Below are 17,679 nucleotides of genomic sequence, written 5' to 3'. Positions count from 1 at the left end.
CACAGTAAAATTACTCACAAAAAATTTTAATTAAATTTTTCCTACCAAATCAAGTGAAGGTGATAAGGTTGCTTCCCCTTCTTTCCATTTAGCTGGACATACTTCCCCTGGATGGCTTGCTACATATTGCGCAGCTTTTATTTTACGTAATAAATCAGATGCATCACGCCCAATACCTTCCGTAGTAATTTCAACTGTCTGGATGATACCTTTTGGATCAACAATAAATGTGCCACGATCTGCCAATCCTAATTCTTTTTGTTCATCATTTTCTTGATATTTGCGCATCACTTCAAAATTACGCGTTAATGTCCAACTAGGATCGCCAATCATGGTATATTTAATTTTACCGATCGTGTCTGAATGACTATGCCACTCTTTATGAGTAAAATGGGTATCTGTTGAAACAGAATAAATTTCGACGCCTAGTTTCTGAAATTCTTCATAGTGATCAGCTAAATCACCTAATTCAGTTGGGCAAACAAAGGTAAAATCAGCAGGATAAAAGAAAAAAATGCTCCATTTACCTTTAATATCTTTTTCAGATATATCTATAAATTTTCCATCTTTAAAGGCGGTATTTTGAAAAGGTTTAATTTCTGTATTAACCAAAGACATTTTGCTGCTCCCTTCTATTTGATAGGTATTTAATATATAAACATAAAAGTATTACGTCTAATTCCTTTTTACTATTAATTCAATAGGCATTACCTATTGTAAATAAATATAATATAAAAAAACCGATGAATAAATCGATTTTGATTTGAGAAATAATCCGCCAGATTAACTTTAAGAATATCAATTAGAACATGATAAGCACCAGCGCAGACATTACTAATTACTGGCAAAGTTATTAGACGATTTATGTGCAGTGACCAGAATATTATAAGTACAAAAAAATGACTGCTTTGGCACATGATAAAAACTTTTAGGTTGGCTAACAGGCTGAATAACAATATCACCGGCACGCAATAATTGCTTTTTTCCCCAGCTATTAATAAAGGTAAACGCCGATTCGGTTTCAGGTACAATAAAATAATTCATCATTTTACCGGTCGGAATAAAACGTAAATAATTGAGTTTGCTTGATACAGTAACAGGATCGTGATAATACTGGTGAAATTTTGCTTTTTCAACCCAATATTGCTCATTACCTGTAGCAGGACAAATATTTTCCACCACCCAATCACCCTCTTCAGCGGCCGACGATATTACCTCAGTTCCACCGCCTTTAATGATTGTCTTAATAATTTCACCCGGCGTAGCAAGTCGCGCATAGACCGACTTACATTTTTGAGCAATGCCAGTTAAACCTTTTTGTTGTGCTTGCTGGAAATAAGCCACAATATCTTTAGTCGGATACTGTTCTAACGAAGCTCGTTCATCATAGGCTAAAGCTGGTAAAGGTAATAATATAAGAAGTAATTTCAGGTAATTAGACTGTTTATTCATATAATTTAACCATAAATTTTTAGCTACAGAGTAAGCTCTCAATAAAGTGAAAATGATGCTTAAAATACCAATATTAAAAGTGTTCATTAACTAATACTAATTTACCAATTAAAGCTCCTGATTCCATAAAACGATGCGCTTTATCTGCTTGTTCTAATGGATAAGTTTTAGCGATAATGGGTTTTATCTTACCTGAATTAATCAGTGGCCAAACCTTATTTTCTAACGCTGTTGCAATCGCTATTTTTTCCGCTAAAGTTCTTGCTCGCATTGTTGAGCCAGCATGAACTAATTGTTTAACCATTAATGGCATTAAATTTAACTTCTTTAGGTGCCCCACGCATCATACCAACTTGAATAATACGGCCATGTTTAGCGGCAATTTGATAATTTTTATTAACATAATCGCCACCAATCAGATCAACCACCGTATCGACCCCTTTATTTTGTGTATATTCAGCTATTTTTTCAGCGAAATCTTCTGTCATATAGTTAATAACTTTATCAGCACCTAAAGAAGATGCCACCTTTATTTTTTCCACTGAACCAACAGTAGTAAATACTTTAGCGCCAAAAATTTTTGTTAACATGATGGTAACACTACCAATACCAGAAGTACCACCATGAACGAGAACAGTTTCATTTTTTTCAAGTTGGCCAATTTGGAAAACATTAGCCCAAACAGTAAAAAAGTTTTCTGGCAATGCCGCCGCTTCGATATAACTAAGATCACCAACAGGTAAAGCAATCGCTTCATGTACCAGACAATATTCAGCATATCCTCCACCGGCAACTAAAGCACAAACTTTATCGCCTTTTTTCCAATGTTGGCAACCTGAGAGGCAATTTCTAATCCTGGTATTGGAGATGCATCTGATGGTGGCGGATAAACCCCCGTACGCTGAAAGACATCAGGACGATTGACACTTGCGGCGGCAACTTTAACAAGTAAATGCGATTTTGGTGGTTTTATTAGTGGTAATTGGGTGGGGTTTAGCTTTTCCGGCCGGCCAGATTCAATAATTTCAATAGCAAGCATCGTTTTTGGTAAAGGCTCTATAAGGTGCAGCATTCAATAATAGCTCCATTGCTGAGTCAATCAACTAATTGTTTGCGCAGAAGAAAAAAACAGCATTGCAATTGTTAATCTGCAACATGATAATAGCAACGCCTAATTGCCAACCTTTCATTCTTCACTACCTGCTTAGCTATATGTTTTATAATAAAAAAACTTTATTAAGTAATATTATTAGAAAATAGATTTCACTAAAAACAAATAAATAAAGTTTAAAATAATAACATTTTTAAAACTAATTAAAATTTAATATATTATTAGACAAAATTTGATTTTATTTTTACTTTTCTATAAATTATAAGAATTAGCTTAAGCAAAATAAATGATTGTAAAGTGAACTGCATATATTGATAATATTCGTTAAATAACAATACAATTAATTATTTCACTCAAGCTTAGAATATGTGTTAAAATTGACTAAAATCAATATTTCATTATCGTAATGAGTCAAGTAATATGATCCCAGAAAAACGCGTTGTTCGCCGAATCCAGTCTGGGTCGCTGCGCTATCCATTGCCAGGACTGCAGTATTAGCCAGCTTTGTATTCCATTCACATTGAATGAACATGAACTGGATCAACTCGATAATATTATTGAACGTAAAAAACCAATCCAAAAAGGATAGACTCTATTTAGAGCAGGTGATGAATTAAAATCACTGTATGCCATTAGATCTGGTACCATAAAAAGCTATACCATTACCGAGGAAGGTGATGAACAAATTACCGGTTTTCATTTAGCAGGTGATCTTGTAGGTTTTGATGCTATTATCAATCATAAACACTTAAGCTTTGCCCAAGCTCTTGAAACTTCAATGGTTTGTGAAATTCCTTTTGAAACACTTGACGATCTTTCCGGTAAAATGCCTAATTTGCGACAGCAAATAATGAGATTAATGAGCAGTGAAATTAAAGATGATAAAGAAATGATATTGCTGCTTTCGCAAAAAAAAATGCTGAAGAAAAAGATTAGCTGCTTTTATTTATAATCTGTCACACCGTTTTGCTAAACGTGGTTTTTCAGCTAAAGAATTCCGCCTAACAATGACTCGGAGTGATATCGGTAATTATCTTGTATTAACCGTTGAAATAATTAGTCGCCTGTTAGATCGCTTCCAAAAAAATAATACTCTCAGCGTTAAAGGTAAATATATTACAATTAATAATATGTATAAGCTGACCCAAATTGTAGGTAAAACCTCAGCCTAAACAACAATATAAATGTAAGTCAGATCACATTAACATATTATTTTTTTGTGATTTGGCTATGCTCCTATCTATTATCCCAACCCATATTGGTTTATCTTTAATGATATAAATGTTGCCTAGCCTCTAAGAGGAACCATTATGGCTAATTACCGTAATCTGTTAGTTGCTATCGATCCAAATCAGGATGACCAACCCGCACTTTGACGTGCTGTCATTATATATAGTACAACACCCAATGGTGGACGCATTAAGGCTTTCTTACCTATCTATGATCTCTCTATGACATGACAACCTTATTATCCCCTGAAGAACGCAATGCTATGCGCAAAGGTGTTATTAGTCAGCGAAAAGTATGGATAAAACAGCAAGCACACTACTATTTAGAAGCCGGTATTGATATTGTAAAGTAATATGGCATAACAAACCATATGAAGCGATTATTCAAGAAGTTATTGCTGACAAACATGATTTATTATTAAAAATGGCGCATCAAAATGACCGTTTTAATGCCATGATATTCACTTCCCTTGATAGGCATCTACTTCGTAAATGCCCTTGTCCAGTCTGGATGGTAAAAGATAAAGTATAGCCTAATGATGGCGCTATTGTTGTTGCAGTTAATTTATCTAATGAAGAATCCTATCACGATAAACTTAATATTAAACTAATCAAGGAAACGGAAAATATCAGTCATCAGATTGTTAAAAATCCACATATTGATCTCGTTAGTACCTACCCTGAGTCGCGCCAATAAATATCGCTATTAAATTACCAGATTTTGATCCAAATATCTATAATCAGGCTCTACGGGCACAGCATCTTGTTGCAATGAAAAAATTAAGGCAAAGATTTGCCATTGATGAAAAATATACCCATGTTGTTGAAGGATCCGCTGAGAAAAAAATCCCTGAAACCTGTGACGAATTACATGCAGGTATTGTTGTATTAGGTATTTTAGGTAGAATCGGTATTTCAGCGGCGTTTTTAGGCAATACTGCTGAAGATCATTGATAAGTTAAAATGTGATTTATTGGCCATTAAACCGGATGGTTTTGTCTGTCCAATAAATCCAGCAAATGATTAACAACCTAATGGCCCATTCAAATAGGGCCATTATTATTAAAAAACTTATAAAGCGCGCAAAATAGCTTCTACGCTAACTTTGGCATCACCGAATAGCATATGGGTATTTTTCTTAAAAAATAACGGATTCTGAACGCCTGCATAACCGGTATTCATTGAGCGTTTAAATACAATAATATTTTGCGCTTTCTAAACCTCCAGGACTGGCATTCCCGCTATTCGGCTATTGGGATCATCTTGTGCGGCTGGGTTAACAGTATCATTTGCCAGGATCACTAATACCGTGTTTGTACTAGCAAAATCATTATTTATTTCATCAAGCTCCAACACGATGTCGTAAGGTACTTTCGCTTCAGCTAATAATACATTCATATGAACAGGCAAACGTCCAGCAACAGGATGGATCACAAAGCGAACTTTAATCCCCTTTTCGCGTAATTTTGCCGTAATATCTTGAATCGGGTATTGTGCTTGAGCCACCGCCATACCATAACAGGGGGCAATAATCACCGAATGGGAATTTTTTAACAGCTCAGCTACTTCATCTGCTGTAGTTTCCCGATAATTTCCCAGGCTATGTTCATCATCGACTAATATCCCGTCAGTGCCAAACCCGCCGGCTATAACACTAATAAATGAGCGATTCATGGCTTTACACATAATATAAGATAAAATTGCACCTGAAGAACCTACTAGCACGCCAGTAACAATCAGCAAGTCAGTTACTTAAGATAAAGCCTGCCGCAGCGGCTCACCCTGAATAAGAGTTTAGCATTGATACCACAACCGGCATATCTGCACCACCAATTGAGGAGACTAGGTGCCAGCCAAATGCTAAAGCAATGATGGTCATCATTAATAAGACAAATACTTGCAAACCAGTGGTTGTCGTTTTTACGAAAATAAGTAGCAAAATAAATGAAATTAATAACGCCAATAAATTAAGTTTATGGCGATTAGGAAGCATTAAGGGTTTAAAAGCTATTTTGCCGCATAATTTACCATAAGCAACAATTGAACCAGTAAATGTTACCGCCCCAATAAAAATACCCAGGAAAATTTCTGTTAGATGAATATTCTCCATGATCCTATCTGAGAATACATCGTGAGTAATAAAGCTATTAAAACCAACTAAAACAGCAGCAAGACCGACAAACCTATGCAAAATAGCAACCAATTTTGGCATCTCAGTCATGGCGACTTTATTTGCTAAACGTACCCCAATAAGTCCACCAATAACCATTGCAATAATAATCCAGCCAATATTATGCGCATCGGGACCTAAGATTGTTGCAATTAAAGCGATTGCCATTCCGGTAATACCTAATATATTACCCCGCTTAGAACTTTCGTGACGAGACAAAACTGCCTGGCTGAAAATAAATAAGATGGCCGCCACGACGATATATGCCGCTGTTACCATTCCACTCGACATCATTTTAACTCCTTATCCTTTACTACGAAACATTTTCAGCATACGTCGCGTGACTGTAAATCCACCCAAAATATTGATACTAGCTATAAGTACTGCAATAAATGAGAAGAAAGTGACCCAACCTCCACTACCAATTTTCAGCAATGCGCCCACCACAATAATACCGGAAATCACATTGGTTACTGATATAAGAGGTGTATGAAGTGAATGGCTGACGTTCCATACTACGTAGTAGCCAACAACACGCGCAAGCGCAAATACTGTAAAGTGAGAAAGGAAGTCTTTAGGCGCTATAAGCGCAAAACTACCAAAAGTATAATTGCCAACAACCGAGAAATATATTTTAACCAAAGAGAGATTTTTTTTGCTGCTGGTTTTTCTTCATATTTTATCAGTTGATTTCTTGTTTGTGGTTGTTGAGATACAGGAACAGGAGGAGACGGCCAGGTAATTTCACATTCTTTAATAACAGTGACTGCGCGTACAACAATATCATCAAAATCAATAGTTAGTTGCCGATTGTTTTCTTTACAAAGCAACTTAATTAAATTAACAATATTAGTCGCATAAAGTTGTGAAGATTGTGTCGGTAAACGGCTAGGTAAATCGGTATAGCCAATAATTTTAACCTCATGATCAGTAACAATCAGTTTATCTGCCTCGGTTAACTTACAATTACCGCCCGACTTAGCTGCTAAATCAACTATTACACTACCAGGCTTCATCGAGTCAACCATCTTTTTAGTAATCAATTTTGGTGCAGGTTTTCCTGATATCAATGCAGTGGTAATAATAATATCCACTTCTTTTGCTTGCTTAGCAAATAAAGCCATTTCCGATTGAATAAAAGCCTCATACAATCTCTTTAGCATAACCATCACTGCGTGCCTAATCCTATTTAAAGTCCAATTCAAGATACTCAGCACCCATGCTTTGTACTTGTTCTTTTACTTCTGACCTGGTATCAAATGCCCGCACAATAGACCCTAGACTACCCGCTGCGCCTATCGCTGCTAAACCAGCAACCCCTGCGCGCCAATAACCATGACTTTAGCTGGCGGCAGTAATTTGGCCAGTAAAAAAACGTCCAAATTGATAAGCTGCTTCTACCACCGCCTGATAACCTGCAACATTAGCCATAGAGCTTAAAGCATCAAGTGACTGAGCCCTGGAGATACGTGGCACTGAATCCATTGCTAATACAGTGATTTTATGAGCTGATAATTTTTGCATTAAATCTGGCTGTTGTGCCGGCCAAAAAATAAAGCAAATTAATATTGCACCTTCTTTAATAAGGGCAATTTCAGCTTCTAGCGGCGCATTAACTTTAAAATAATATCTGCATTCCATACAGATTGTTGCTCAACAATTTCAGCACCTGCTTGCTCGAAAGCAGTATCTTCAAAACTAGCAAGCTGGCCGGAGCTTCTCGCTCAACGATGACAGAAAAACCTAATTTTATTAGCTGCTTTATTGTTGATGGTGTTGCTGCAATACGTGTTTCATTGGTAATTCTTTCTTTTGGTACACCAATATGCATAATGATCCCTTATCTAGTTCAAAATTGCTTGATGTTTATTCCCTGTTAAACATAACTAATTATATTATATATATTTGTCATATTGAGTGAAAAAACATTATTGAAACCTACTGAAAACAGTAATCATGAACCATAATCTATCGGATTTCCACGACATTAAATTAAATTTTTTTGTCAAAAAATGATATTAGTCAAATAGCTTAAGACTTGATATTAATTTATAAAAATAATTAGCAAAAGTAGTGAGTATTCAACTAAATTAATAGTTTCATAAGAAAACAATGGGACAATTGCAGTTATTACATGTAATAATTATTATCTGTATGATACGACTATTAATTCAGCATTTTGATAGTAAATTGTGTAATGCGGAAGGATTTTGTATGAAGCTGAAAATAACGGCCATCACAACTACGGTACTTTCACTAAGCAGTATAATAACTGTGCAAGCCGCTGTAGAATTAACACCGGAACAAGCTCAAGAATTAAAGCCTTATCAAAGGATCGCTGTCACAGGCCGCTTTAATGCCATCTATGAAGCATCCGATGCAGTTTCTCGTCGAGCAGATAAAGAAGGCGCCTACTCTTACTATATTCAAAGCCTAGATGATGTAGGCGATAGTGGTAATTTACAAGTAGTTGCTGATTTGTATCATAAAGATGCTGCAAAAGTAACCAATCTCCCCTATCGCATCTTTGCTGGCATTAAAGAATTGCCGAAAACAGAAGCAGTAAGATTATTGCCGTTTGATACTGTTACTGTCAGTGGTTTATATAGCTCTGAAGCCGCGCTTAATGAGGCACTAGCTAAAAAAGCCAAGCAAAAAGGTGCTGCTTTATTTTTATGTCGTCCGCAATGTTGCTTTAAATGATGGCGGTAACATACTTGCTACTGCTTATATTTATGCCGCAGATACACCAAAACGAATAGTGCAAAATGATAATGCCGTAGTACCTGCCGATACAGAAACGGGTAAAGCTTTATTAACTAAAAGAGGCGAGGAAGCTAAAAAAGTTAAAATACCTGGTGTGGCTTCATCTTCAGCGCCAAAGGAAACCGTAGGCCGCTTTTGTGAAACGTCAATGTTAGCTACAGGTGGATATCATATTGAAGAAGTAAATAAAGCAGCAGCTGCGCAAATGGTTCCTTTCGATTCAATTACTTTCTCCGGTTTCTATACTTCCACTCCAGAGATAAGATATCAAATTGCTAAACGTACAGAGAAAAAAGGGGCAAAATATTTTCATATCACACGTGAATGGCAAGCTAATGGCGGTAGCGTTACTATTAGTACAGATCTCTATAAATAATAAAAAATCAAAATATTATCTTATAGTTAGGGAAATAAGTATTTAACGGACTCAATTGTCTATTTTTCTTTTCAGTAATAGATAAAATAATAAATAACTGAATAAACAAAACGAATATTTTTTTCTTTTTTATGCATATTCAACGATTGCATATCATGTTCCATAACCGTAAAATTCTGCTAAATTTTCTCTTTCTATCTAATTAAAGTCAGTTTGGTTTTTTACTATCTAAACAAGTTGTTATTAATGGCATAAACCAAATTATGGCAAATAGATTTTAGGATATTTTCTTTGAACAATAAAAAATTAAATTTGACGGCTTTAACCGCATTAGTATTAAGTTCAATGGTTGGAGCTGGTGTAGTTAGTCTGCCGCAAAATATGGCTGAAGTCGCTAGCCCCCTAGCACTTATGATAGGCTGGAGTATCACAGGTATTGGTATTTTATTTCTTGCCATATCTTTGCTATTACTTTCACGTATTAGACCTGATCTAGATGGAGGAATTTATACATACGCTAAAGAAGGTTTTGGTGAACTAGTTGGTTTTTGTTCAGCCTGGGGCTATTGGCTATGTGCTGTTATCGCTAATGTTTCCTATTTGGTGATCGTCTTTGCAGCCCTGAGTTTTTTTTACTGATCGTTCAGGTAATGTCATTTTTGGTGATGGTAATACTTGGCAATCTTTGATCGGTGAGTCTATCTTACTATGGATCATTCATTGGTTAGTATTAAGAGGTACGCAGACTGCCGCCGGTATCAATAAATTAGCAACTTTAGCTAAATTAATTCCCCTTAGCCTGTTTGTCATCCTTGCTATTTTTGCGTTTAAGATAGATATCTTTAAATTTGATTTTAGGGGTGCTGAAATGGGCATACCAATTTGGCAACAAGTTAAAAATACAATGCTAATTACGTTATGGGTATTTATTGGTATCGAAGGAGCTGTGGTTGTTTCAGCACGCGCTCAAAGACGTAAAGATGTTGGTTTAGCGACGTTACTTGCCGTAATCTCAGCCTTAAGTATTTATATATTAGTTACCTTGCTCTCCTTAGGCATCGTTCCCAGAGAAGAAATTGCTGCAATGAAAAATCCCTCAATGGCATCACTTATGATCCATATGATGGGAAATTATGGCGAGATTATTATTGCAGCTGGTTTGATTGTCTCTGTTTGCGGTGCATATTTAAGCTGGACAATAATGGCGACAGAAATTCCTTATATCGCTTCGCTACATGGTTCATTTCCTAAAATATTTAAATATCAAAATAAAAATAATGCCCTCTCTTCATCTCTTTGGCTTACAAACGGCGCTGTACAATTAGCGTTAATATTAATTTGGTTGAGTGGTAGCAACTATAATATGTTATTAACGATAGCCTCAGAAATGATTTTAGTGCCTTATTTTTTAGTGGGTGCTTTCTTAATCAAAATCTCTCTTGAGCGCGCTAGCAAAGGATTACTTATTATTGGTACAGTAACTAGTTTATATGGTTTATGGCTACTTTATGCTTCAGGAACAATAAATCTACTGTTGTCTGTTATCCTTTACATGCCCGGTTTATTTATCTTTCTCTATGCGCAAAAGCAAAACAATAATAAAATATCACTTAGTCGATTAGAAAGAAGTGCAATAATTATGATTATTTTCTCTTCTATCCCCGCATTTTGGTATTTACTTCATATTTAATTAAATAGATTTAACTATAACCAACATAATTGCAATCAAGTGACTATGTTGGTTTTTCTATTTATATAGTAAATTTTCAATTTAAAAGTTCTATTTTGATAGTTAGCGTGCTGATTTTTTGACTTATTGCCTATAAAAATATGTTGTAAATAAATTTAGATTAAACCATGATTTCTTAGGCTCGCTATTAGTAGCTAACAAAATTGACTATTTATTATAAATAGTATTAAAAAGATAATTTTTTAGTAAAATTAAAATAGATTAATATCTATCCTGCATATTTTATAAAATAACTATTATTTAATAACTACAGAAAAAAATTATTTTATAATTAGGAAATTAGTTTTTTAATTCAATGTTTTTAATATTCTTTTAATACCTTATATCCTTTATCTCACTTAGCTTAAAGAAAAAATAATTATTATTTCTCTACTAAAATACCTCTTGCTTAAAAAATAACAGTATTCTTAAAAAGAAAACAGTAATGATATTTATTATTCAAAAAATAAAAGGTTAAAACTATGCGTAACTTATTAATGACTAGTTTTTTATCAATTTTTTATTTAACCCAATTTACTACTCATGCATCAGATGGAAATATAAAATTCACCGGTGAAATTATTCAATCATCTTGTACGTTTAGAGCACTTACTAAAGATCAAACCGTATCATTAGGCACTGTGGCAACAAATAGTTTTAAAAAAGTACATGACACAGCTTCACCGACTGTTTTTAATATTGAAATTAACAATTTCCCTAATAATAGTCAAGAGGTCTTTGTCATATTCGATGGTGTTAAAGATGAAATAAATAATGAGTTGCTCGCTATTAAAGAAGGAGATGGTTATGCAACAGGTGTTTCTATTGGAATATATAATAATAGTGAACGTTATATTTCGTTGAATCATAAAACTGGCGTTTATCCTATTAACGATAAAATAGCCATCTTAAAATTTATTGCAAAATATGTTGCAACAGAAGATATTTTTTTACCAGGAAAAGTAGAAGCTAATGCAAATTTCACATTAGTATATAACTAATAAAACAGAAAAAATAGCAAACTTGCTATTTTTTTTATGCCATTTATTTTTTAATTAAATAAAATTATTACATAAAATAGGATTATTTTATCATTTGCATATTTCATCATTTTATAAAATATAAATACGTCAATTAAATTCAAAAAAATAATATTAAAAGTGAAAATAAAAAATGTAATATTAATTCATGATAAAAATTTAATGTAACTCTATCTAGTTATATTTTCATTTTGTTTTCTATAACTATATTTTTTATGAAAAATAGCATTAATCATTAAATAAAACTTGTGATTTATTAAAAATATTTATTTTTTAAATAATAACATTAATATTCCCCTGATTGAAAATAATTTGTTATGTTTTTACAAAATTAATTAGTTTTGTAATCGTATAATATAGATCATTTAGTTGAGTTATATTTTTATTAAATAAAGGATAAGTAATAATATACGTAAATTATTTATGACATTATCATTGTCAGTAGTTTTTTTGTGCCAATTTTCTGCTTATGGTAATGATGGCTCGATCGTTTTTCATGGAGAACTTACTGGTTCTACCTTCCAGGTCACCGCAAATAGTAAAAATCAAACAGTTATCTTAGATACACTATCAATAATAATTTTCAAAAGAAAAATAATATATCTATAGGCAAACCTTTCAATATTTCACTATCCAATTGCTAACCAACAGACAATATCAGTGTTATATTCCGTGACGCTACACATGGTCTTACAAATGATGGATTGATAGCCAATCAAACTGGTGATGATTATGCAAAAAGTATCGCAATTGGCATTTATGACAATAAAAATAACCTTATCAAAATGAATGAAAAAATACTTACAGATAATAACAATAATACCCACAATTTAGAACTTATCGCAAAATACGTCGCTACAGCAGATAAAGTTGAAGCAGGATTAGTCGCTTCAACGGTCAGCTTTACCATAACTTATTAATAAGCTAAATAGTAGGAACAATAAAAAAATTTTTATTATCATTAATCATGGCCATGTTTTCTTCGTTATCATTTGCTAATGTGATTATCGGATTAACAAAATCCCATAAATTTAAATAGGCCAGATCGCCTCTAAAACCATATGTACCAAACGTGGATCGAGCGGCAATTGTGCCAACTGACGACCAATTTCTGTCAGTTGATAATCGCCACCAGTAGCGGTTTTATTAGCAATAGCGTTTAATTCTTCAAGTAATCGAATGCCGTCTTGAATATTACGTTTATCAGGCATTTCAATAAAAGGAAATTGATTAATATCACCTAGTCCAATCGCCATCATCTGCAAAATAACCGAAGCCAGATTGGTACGTAAAATTTCAGGATTGGTATACATAGGGCGAGCTAAAAAATCTTCTCCGAGTACAAACGAATACAGATCCCTGCAGAGAAGCGGCCACAGCGCCCTTTACGCTGTTGAGCCGAAGCTTGTGAGATTAGATTGGTTCGATCGGCAACCGCTGTACTTTTGTGTGATAACTATAACGACTAATGCGCACATAACCGGTATCAATCACATATTTAATACTAGGAACAGTCAATGAGGTTTCTGCCTGGATGATATTAAAAATACGGTTCTGTTCACTGTTAGATAAACGAACAAAAAGCGGCAATATTTCGGTATGTTTTAAGTTAAGCTTATTTAGTGCTTTGGCGGTATTCCAGAATCTCACGCTCACCACTCATAAAAATCAAAATATCGCCAATAGTATGTTGACTTAATTCATCAACCGCATCGATTATGCCATCAAGCTGATCGCGATGACTATCGTTGCTGTCACCAATAATTGGCCGATATCTAACTTCTACTGGATAAGTTCTTCCTGATACCTCAACAATCGGCGCGTGATCAAAATGTTGGGAAAAACGCGCGGGATCGATGGTGTCGCTGAGGTGATAATAACTTTTAAATCAGGGCGTTTAGGTAATAATTGGCGTAAATAGCCCAGAATAAAATCACTGTTTAAGCTGCGTTCATGCGCCTCATCAATAATTATTGTGTCATATTGCAGTCATAATTTATCATTATGTAATTCTACTAATAAAATTCCATCTGTCATTAATTAAACGGACTTTATAACTAACAGCACTACCTAAAGGGATATTAAGCTCCTGAGAGATCCTGTTAGCAACTGAGCGCGCAGCCAACCTACGAGGTTGGGTATGACCAATTAAGCCTTTTATCCTTCGGCCAAGTTCTAAACAAATTTTTGGTATCTGGGTTGTTTTGCCCGACCCCGTCTCACCGGCGCCGGCAATAATGACCACTTGATGATCACGGATCGTCTGATAAATTGCCTGTTTTTTCTCAATGACAGGGAGATTTTCTGGATAAATAATTGCTGGAAGCGCAACTTTGCCGCTGAGGAATTTTTTCTGTCCGGCAGCAATATCCGTTTTAACTAATTCAATAACCGATTGGTGAGATTTTTCATTATCCCTGCTAAGCGTTTTTTTAATAACAATTGATCACGCAATAATGGCTTTTCAATATCAGCATATAATGCTATTAAATCAGAGTTCACGTTTAACTAGACCTTATTGAAGGGGCATGTTTGCTGAGTTGACCATCAAAACACGATATCACTGACACATACTCTTTTTTGCCAAAATAATAGAGTGCTATAGTATCTTATTTTTGTGTCCAGCGACCGTTAATACCTAATATATATTCACCTTTTTTCGCCCCATCTATTAATTTTTGGCCGGCAATTTTGGCCACTTGCTCAGTCTTAAGTTGATTACTTTGCGCAAATTTCAGCATATTTTTGTTCATGAGCCTGGTTAATGCTGCTAACAAATGGGTTCACTTCAGCATTATCTTTTGCCACTGCTGCCAGATAACCGGTTAGGGTTTCGCCGACCAGCCCACGCTGCTTGGCTTCACTAATTGACAAGCTTAAGGCAGAAAAACTAACAATGACACTCATCAATATCAATAAAAAAGATAAAATATATTTTTTCATCATGTCATCTGTTATCCAAAAAGATCACTATTATTTTTTAGTAACCCCTCAACCTTGCGATCAACTTTAATCTTAATTTCATGTTCAATTTTGACATTCATATTAATATTTATTGGCTTATCCGGTATTGCCACTTCTAACCGAACACAACTTGTTAATAAAAATGTCGCTGATAAGATCAGCATATACCAAATTTGCGTTTTCATTACTGATTTTCACTTTTTTTTAGCGAAATATTTTTTTCTAACCAATCGCCTAAATTATTAGCAAATTGTAGACTGCACCACAATTGAAAGATATTTTCTTAATGGCAATAATTTAATATTTGAGCATTCAGCGTGATATCCCGCAGATTACTCAGACTAATTTCGGTTTGGCTACGATTTATTTCCAAATAACGTAACCAGGCCATAGCAACTCTAACAGATAAATGATTTTCCCCGATAGAATCCACTAACTCTTTTCCTAATCTTAAGGTAATATTGCCTGAGTTTGCTAGCCACCCTTCTTTCACAATCCAATCCGGATTATTCAGGAAGAAAGGTAATTGACCACTTATTTTTCCTGACATCGCAACCTGAGTCGTGGTTCTAAGGCGAGTTAATAATTGACTTAAATCTATTCGATCAATAGTGAGTATGACCGGCGCTATTTGCTGCCAACATAATTTAGCTAACCGAACAGCACCGCCTAACAAATCAACATTTAGCTGCCCGTAACACTAAAGGGAATTGTGCGTTAGCTGGATAATAGCCATAAAGATCAGCCGTTATATTGCGCATATCAAATAGACTTTTTACCTGTTTGATCCTAATTTGGATCGGTGACTTGGTCCCCAGCTGCCAGCGACTATTTTGTAAATGCCAGGGTAAAATAAAATCAATCCCATCAACACTACCATCTTTTAACCACAATCCAGTATTAGTAACCGACCAATGGCCACCAGCAATCATCACCCCTTGACCTTGCGCCACAGAAAATGCAGTTTGAGCATAAAAATTACCTTCTCGCAAGGTGATAGCCAAATCTGCTGGGATCAACGATTGAAATGCTAATACACTCTGATTTTGCCAACGTGCATTTCCTCTTAATCGAATACCATCCCATCGGATAAAAAATGGAATTGGACCTATTTGTTGCGCTGATAGTGCTACCGATAATTGGAAATCGGCTGGATTGCGACCAGTTACTTTAGCTGTGATCGCGGTTGCTGGTAAAAAACTCTCTTGACCAAACTGTATTCGATTAGTACGTAAAATAAGCTCGCTTAGCATCACGTTGCCATTTTAAGGGTTTTCATAGTGTTAAACGGGGATGAAACATATTAACCATCCCATACTGAATTTTATCAAATCCGGTATTCAATCTGTTTACCACCAATAAAGAGTTAATACAGTAACCATCACCGCTAAGATCCCAATTGGCATTAAAGGGGGGGGTAATTGTACATGGCCCCAATAACGCCATCGCCATTGGTCTGGTTTAAAATTATTGGCTTGTCCATCAAAACGTAATTTTACCTTACCCCACAATAGCTGTCAGTTGTAACAGCGATTGCCTGAAAACGCCCTGTTACCCCTTGTGCCGTCAAATAAGTGCCCGCTAACGGCAGACGTAGTTTATTAAGCGTTAATGTTTTATTTATCTTGCCATACGTTCTAATTAATGATGATGGTAAAAAAGTAATACGCGGAGCGAACAATGGACCTGAAATCAGGGTTGGGGTTCGCATATCAATAATCAGATCATTAATTTTAACCTGTTCCATTAATTGAAATGGAATATGGCTATTTAGCCAATCTAATTTACCCTGCTCAACAGTCAGCACTAAATTAGCTTTGCTTCCCCACCCGTCATCAGCATATTAGCGCGGCCACTAATTACGCATATCAGCTAAATTATCACGTCAATTAGCCAGACGAAGATTGATTTTTCCTGATAATAACTGATCACCATTTTGCCAACGCCATTTTCCTTGCTTAATAGTCAAATACTGGTCATCTAATTGCCAGGGCAGAAAGAGGAATGGCATTTGAGACTGTTATTCTGTTAGCTGTAAAGTCCCTGAGCGATTTGCTCAACTTAATTGCGCAACTATCGGTTTAGCTAGCGATTAGTTGTTAAAGTCGCGTCAACTTTTCCTTGTTGGGGAATTAATGTCGAACTCAATGGTAACGCGATATTACAGGTTAAATTAACCGTATCTTCATTCAGCCGAAGAAACATATGCTCTATATTGAAATAATCTGCCGTGGTCGTTCGTGCCACAAATTGTACATTTTCACCTTGATAATCGATGTGCAAGTGATGACTTTGACTTACTTGTAACTGAAGTTTGCCAGCCAAAAATGGCCAGGGATGTAAAACAAGTTGCTCAATTATTAATTCCATTGACGGGATTGAGGTTATGATCTGTTTTATATCTATTTAAGATTGTGTAGCTTGATCGTCTGTTAACTGGGATAAGCAATTATTGTCACTCACTAACGATTGAGCGTGAATTATCCATTTTGTTGGCCATTTAGTTGCCGAAGAAACAGTTAATTGATCCACCTTGACCCATTCACAGTTGCCTAGTGCGATTTTCATATCGGCTACAGCAATCCCTTTGCCGGTGATTTTCAGTAATGTCATTGACAATGTTGCACCTTTGGGTAGCCATAATTGACTGACTCTAGGTAACCAATGCGGGATTGAAAACCAGCTGGTGATAACAATAAAAAACAAGATTATGAATAGCAAAATAATATATTTTATTAATTTAGGCTCTCTACTATTCGTTTGTTTTAATCAACCTCATTAAAACCATAATAATGGATCTTTAATATTGATCTATCTTATTAATAGATTTACAACACAACTA

Annotated in this window: 13 protein-coding genes and 9 pseudogenes; 6 read left to right on the top strand and 16 right to left on the bottom strand. The window is 35.0% G+C overall.

Annotated features, from left to right (window positions below):
• Window positions 1–30: 30 nt before the first annotated feature.
• The 3 genes and pseudogenes from ahpC to ARADI_RS02845 all read right to left on the bottom strand — a co-directional run bounded on the left by ahpC (window position 31) and on the right by ARADI_RS02845 (window position 2,521).
• A complete protein-coding gene (gene ahpC, locus ARADI_RS02855; protein WP_119711058.1) occupies window positions 31–618 on the bottom strand; it encodes an alkyl hydroperoxide reductase subunit C in 588 nt (195 codons plus the stop codon).
• Between the two features lie 216 nt (window positions 619–834).
• Entirely contained in the window at window positions 835–1,452 is a 618-nt protein-coding gene (locus ARADI_RS02850) for a hypothetical protein (RefSeq protein ID WP_147392339.1), read from the bottom strand.
• A gap of 73 nt (window positions 1,453–1,525) precedes the next feature.
• Window positions 1,526–2,521, bottom strand: a pseudogene (locus ARADI_RS02845) (NAD(P)H-quinone oxidoreductase).
• A gap of 462 nt (window positions 2,522–2,983) precedes the next feature.
• Between ARADI_RS02845 and fnr the strand changes: the two are divergent.
• Window positions 2,984–3,735: pseudogene (gene fnr / locus ARADI_RS02840) on the top strand (fumarate/nitrate reduction transcriptional regulator Fnr).
• 138 nt (window positions 3,736–3,873) lie between these two features.
• Window positions 3,874–4,819: pseudogene (uspE, locus tag ARADI_RS02835) on the top strand (universal stress protein UspE).
• Window positions 4,820–4,863: 44 nt separating this feature from the next.
• Here the strand turns inward: uspE and pntB are convergent.
• Window positions 4,864–6,253 (bottom strand): annotated as a pseudogene (pntB, locus tag ARADI_RS02830) (Re/Si-specific NAD(P)(+) transhydrogenase subunit beta).
• 12 nt (window positions 6,254–6,265) lie between these two features.
• Window positions 6,266–7,793, bottom strand: a pseudogene (pntA, locus tag ARADI_RS02825) (Re/Si-specific NAD(P)(+) transhydrogenase subunit alpha).
• 383 nt (window positions 7,794–8,176) lie between these two features.
• On the opposite strand from pntA, the pseudogene ydgH reads away from it, so the two are divergent.
• The 4 genes and pseudogenes from ydgH (at window position 8,177) to ARADI_RS02805 (ending at window position 12,793) form a co-directional block, all read left to right on the top strand.
• A pseudogene (gene ydgH / locus ARADI_RS02820) lies at window positions 8,177–9,104 on the top strand (DUF1471 family protein YdgH).
• A 345-nt stretch (window positions 9,105–9,449) separates the two neighbouring features.
• A pseudogene (locus ARADI_RS02815) lies at window positions 9,450–10,794 on the top strand (basic amino acid/polyamine antiporter).
• Between the two features lie 521 nt (window positions 10,795–11,315).
• Window positions 11,316–11,834, top strand: coding sequence for a fimbrial protein (locus tag ARADI_RS02810; RefSeq protein WP_119711056.1), 519 nt, complete (start codon window positions 11,316–11,318; stop codon window positions 11,832–11,834).
• A 695-nt stretch (window positions 11,835–12,529) separates the two neighbouring features.
• Window positions 12,530–12,793 (top strand): fimbrial protein, encoded by a 264-nt coding sequence (locus ARADI_RS02805; protein ID WP_119711055.1) that lies wholly within the window; start codon window positions 12,530–12,532, stop codon window positions 12,791–12,793.
• Window positions 12,794–12,919: 126 nt separating this feature from the next.
• Here the strand turns inward: ARADI_RS02805 and hrpA are convergent.
• The 11 genes and pseudogenes from hrpA to ARADI_RS02760 form a co-directional block, all read right to left on the bottom strand.
• Window positions 12,920–14,285, bottom strand: a pseudogene (hrpA, locus tag ARADI_RS02800) (ATP-dependent RNA helicase HrpA); the annotation flags it as partial.
• A 197-nt stretch (window positions 14,286–14,482) separates the two neighbouring features.
• Window positions 14,483–14,614: a DUF1318 domain-containing protein gene (locus ARADI_RS20560; RefSeq protein ID WP_369406920.1), complete on the bottom strand. Its 132-nt coding sequence runs from the start codon at window positions 14,612–14,614 to the stop codon at window positions 14,483–14,485.
• Window positions 14,592–14,819 (bottom strand): DUF1318 domain-containing protein, encoded by a 228-nt coding sequence (locus ARADI_RS02795; RefSeq protein ID WP_369406919.1) that lies wholly within the window; start codon window positions 14,817–14,819, stop codon window positions 14,592–14,594. Before ARADI_RS02795 ends, ARADI_RS20560 begins: the two co-directional genes overlap by 23 nt.
• Window positions 14,820–14,827: 8 nt before the next feature.
• Window positions 14,828–15,022 carry a YnbE family lipoprotein gene (locus ARADI_RS02790; RefSeq protein WP_119711054.1) on the bottom strand — a complete coding sequence of 65 codons (195 nt, stop codon included), beginning with the start codon at window positions 15,020–15,022 and terminating at the stop codon, window positions 14,828–14,830.
• A 98-nt stretch (window positions 15,023–15,120) separates the two neighbouring features.
• The gene (locus ARADI_RS02785; RefSeq protein ID WP_119711053.1) at window positions 15,121–15,513 is read right to left on the bottom strand and encodes an intermembrane phospholipid transport protein YdbH family protein; all 393 of its coding nucleotides are present in this window, start codon (window positions 15,511–15,513) and stop codon (window positions 15,121–15,123) included.
• A gap of 1 nt (window position 15,514) precedes the next feature.
• The gene (locus ARADI_RS02780; protein ID WP_119711052.1) at window positions 15,515–16,090 is read right to left on the bottom strand and encodes an intermembrane phospholipid transport protein YdbH family protein; all 576 of its coding nucleotides are present in this window, start codon (window positions 16,088–16,090) and stop codon (window positions 15,515–15,517) included.
• Between the two features lie 22 nt (window positions 16,091–16,112).
• On the bottom strand, window positions 16,113–16,274 hold the full coding sequence (locus ARADI_RS02775) for a hypothetical protein (protein WP_182853042.1): 162 nt from the start codon (window positions 16,272–16,274) through the stop codon (window positions 16,113–16,115).
• 58 nt (window positions 16,275–16,332) lie between these two features.
• Window positions 16,333–16,647 (bottom strand): annotated as a pseudogene (locus ARADI_RS02770) (intermembrane phospholipid transport protein YdbH family protein); the annotation flags it as partial.
• A 75-nt stretch (window positions 16,648–16,722) separates the two neighbouring features.
• Window positions 16,723–16,848, bottom strand: coding sequence for a hypothetical protein (locus ARADI_RS19390; RefSeq protein ID WP_255420595.1), 126 nt, complete (start codon window positions 16,846–16,848; stop codon window positions 16,723–16,725).
• A 74-nt stretch (window positions 16,849–16,922) separates the two neighbouring features.
• Window positions 16,923–17,207, bottom strand: a complete 285-nt coding sequence (locus tag ARADI_RS02765) for a hypothetical protein (protein WP_119711050.1) — start codon at window positions 17,205–17,207, stop codon at window positions 16,923–16,925.
• Between the two features lie 36 nt (window positions 17,208–17,243).
• The gene (locus ARADI_RS02760) at window positions 17,244–17,543 is read right to left on the bottom strand and encodes a hypothetical protein (RefSeq protein WP_119711049.1); all 300 of its coding nucleotides are present in this window, start codon (window positions 17,541–17,543) and stop codon (window positions 17,244–17,246) included.
• Window positions 17,544–17,679: the final 136 nt, after the last annotated feature.

Origin of the sequence: Arsenophonus endosymbiont of Aleurodicus floccissimus, assembly GCF_900343025.1 — a bacterium.
Classification (GTDB): domain Bacteria; phylum Pseudomonadota; class Gammaproteobacteria; order Enterobacterales; family Enterobacteriaceae; genus Arsenophonus.
This window is presented reverse-complemented; position numbering and strand designations above follow the sequence as displayed.

Coding starts and splice junctions, on each gene's coding strand:
- ARADI_RS02810 (WP_119711056.1), top strand. CDS start 11,316: ATGCGTAACTTATTAATGACTAGTTTTTTATCAATTTTTTATTTAACC.
- ARADI_RS02780 (WP_119711052.1), bottom strand. CDS start 16,090: ATGCTAAGCGAGCTTATTTTACGTACTAATCGAATACAGTTTGGTCAA.
- ARADI_RS02790 (WP_119711054.1), bottom strand. CDS start 15,022: ATGAAAACGCAAATTTGGTATATGCTGATCTTATCAGCGACATTTTTA.
- ARADI_RS02850 (WP_147392339.1), bottom strand. CDS start 1,452: ATGAATAAACAGTCTAATTACCTGAAATTACTTCTTATATTATTACCT.
- ARADI_RS02795 (WP_369406919.1), bottom strand. CDS start 14,819: ATGATGAAAAAATATATTTTATCTTTTTTATTGATATTGATGAGTGTC.
- ARADI_RS20560 (WP_369406920.1), bottom strand. CDS start 14,614: ATGCTGAAATTTGCGCAAAGTAATCAACTTAAGACTGAGCAAGTGGCC.
- ARADI_RS02765 (WP_119711050.1), bottom strand. CDS start 17,207: ATGGAATTAATAATTGAGCAACTTGTTTTACATCCCTGGCCATTTTTG.
- ARADI_RS19390 (WP_255420595.1), bottom strand. CDS start 16,848: ATGCCATTCCTCTTTCTGCCCTGGCAATTAGATGACCAGTATTTGACT.
- ahpC (WP_119711058.1), bottom strand. CDS start 618: ATGTCTTTGGTTAATACAGAAATTAAACCTTTTCAAAATACCGCCTTT.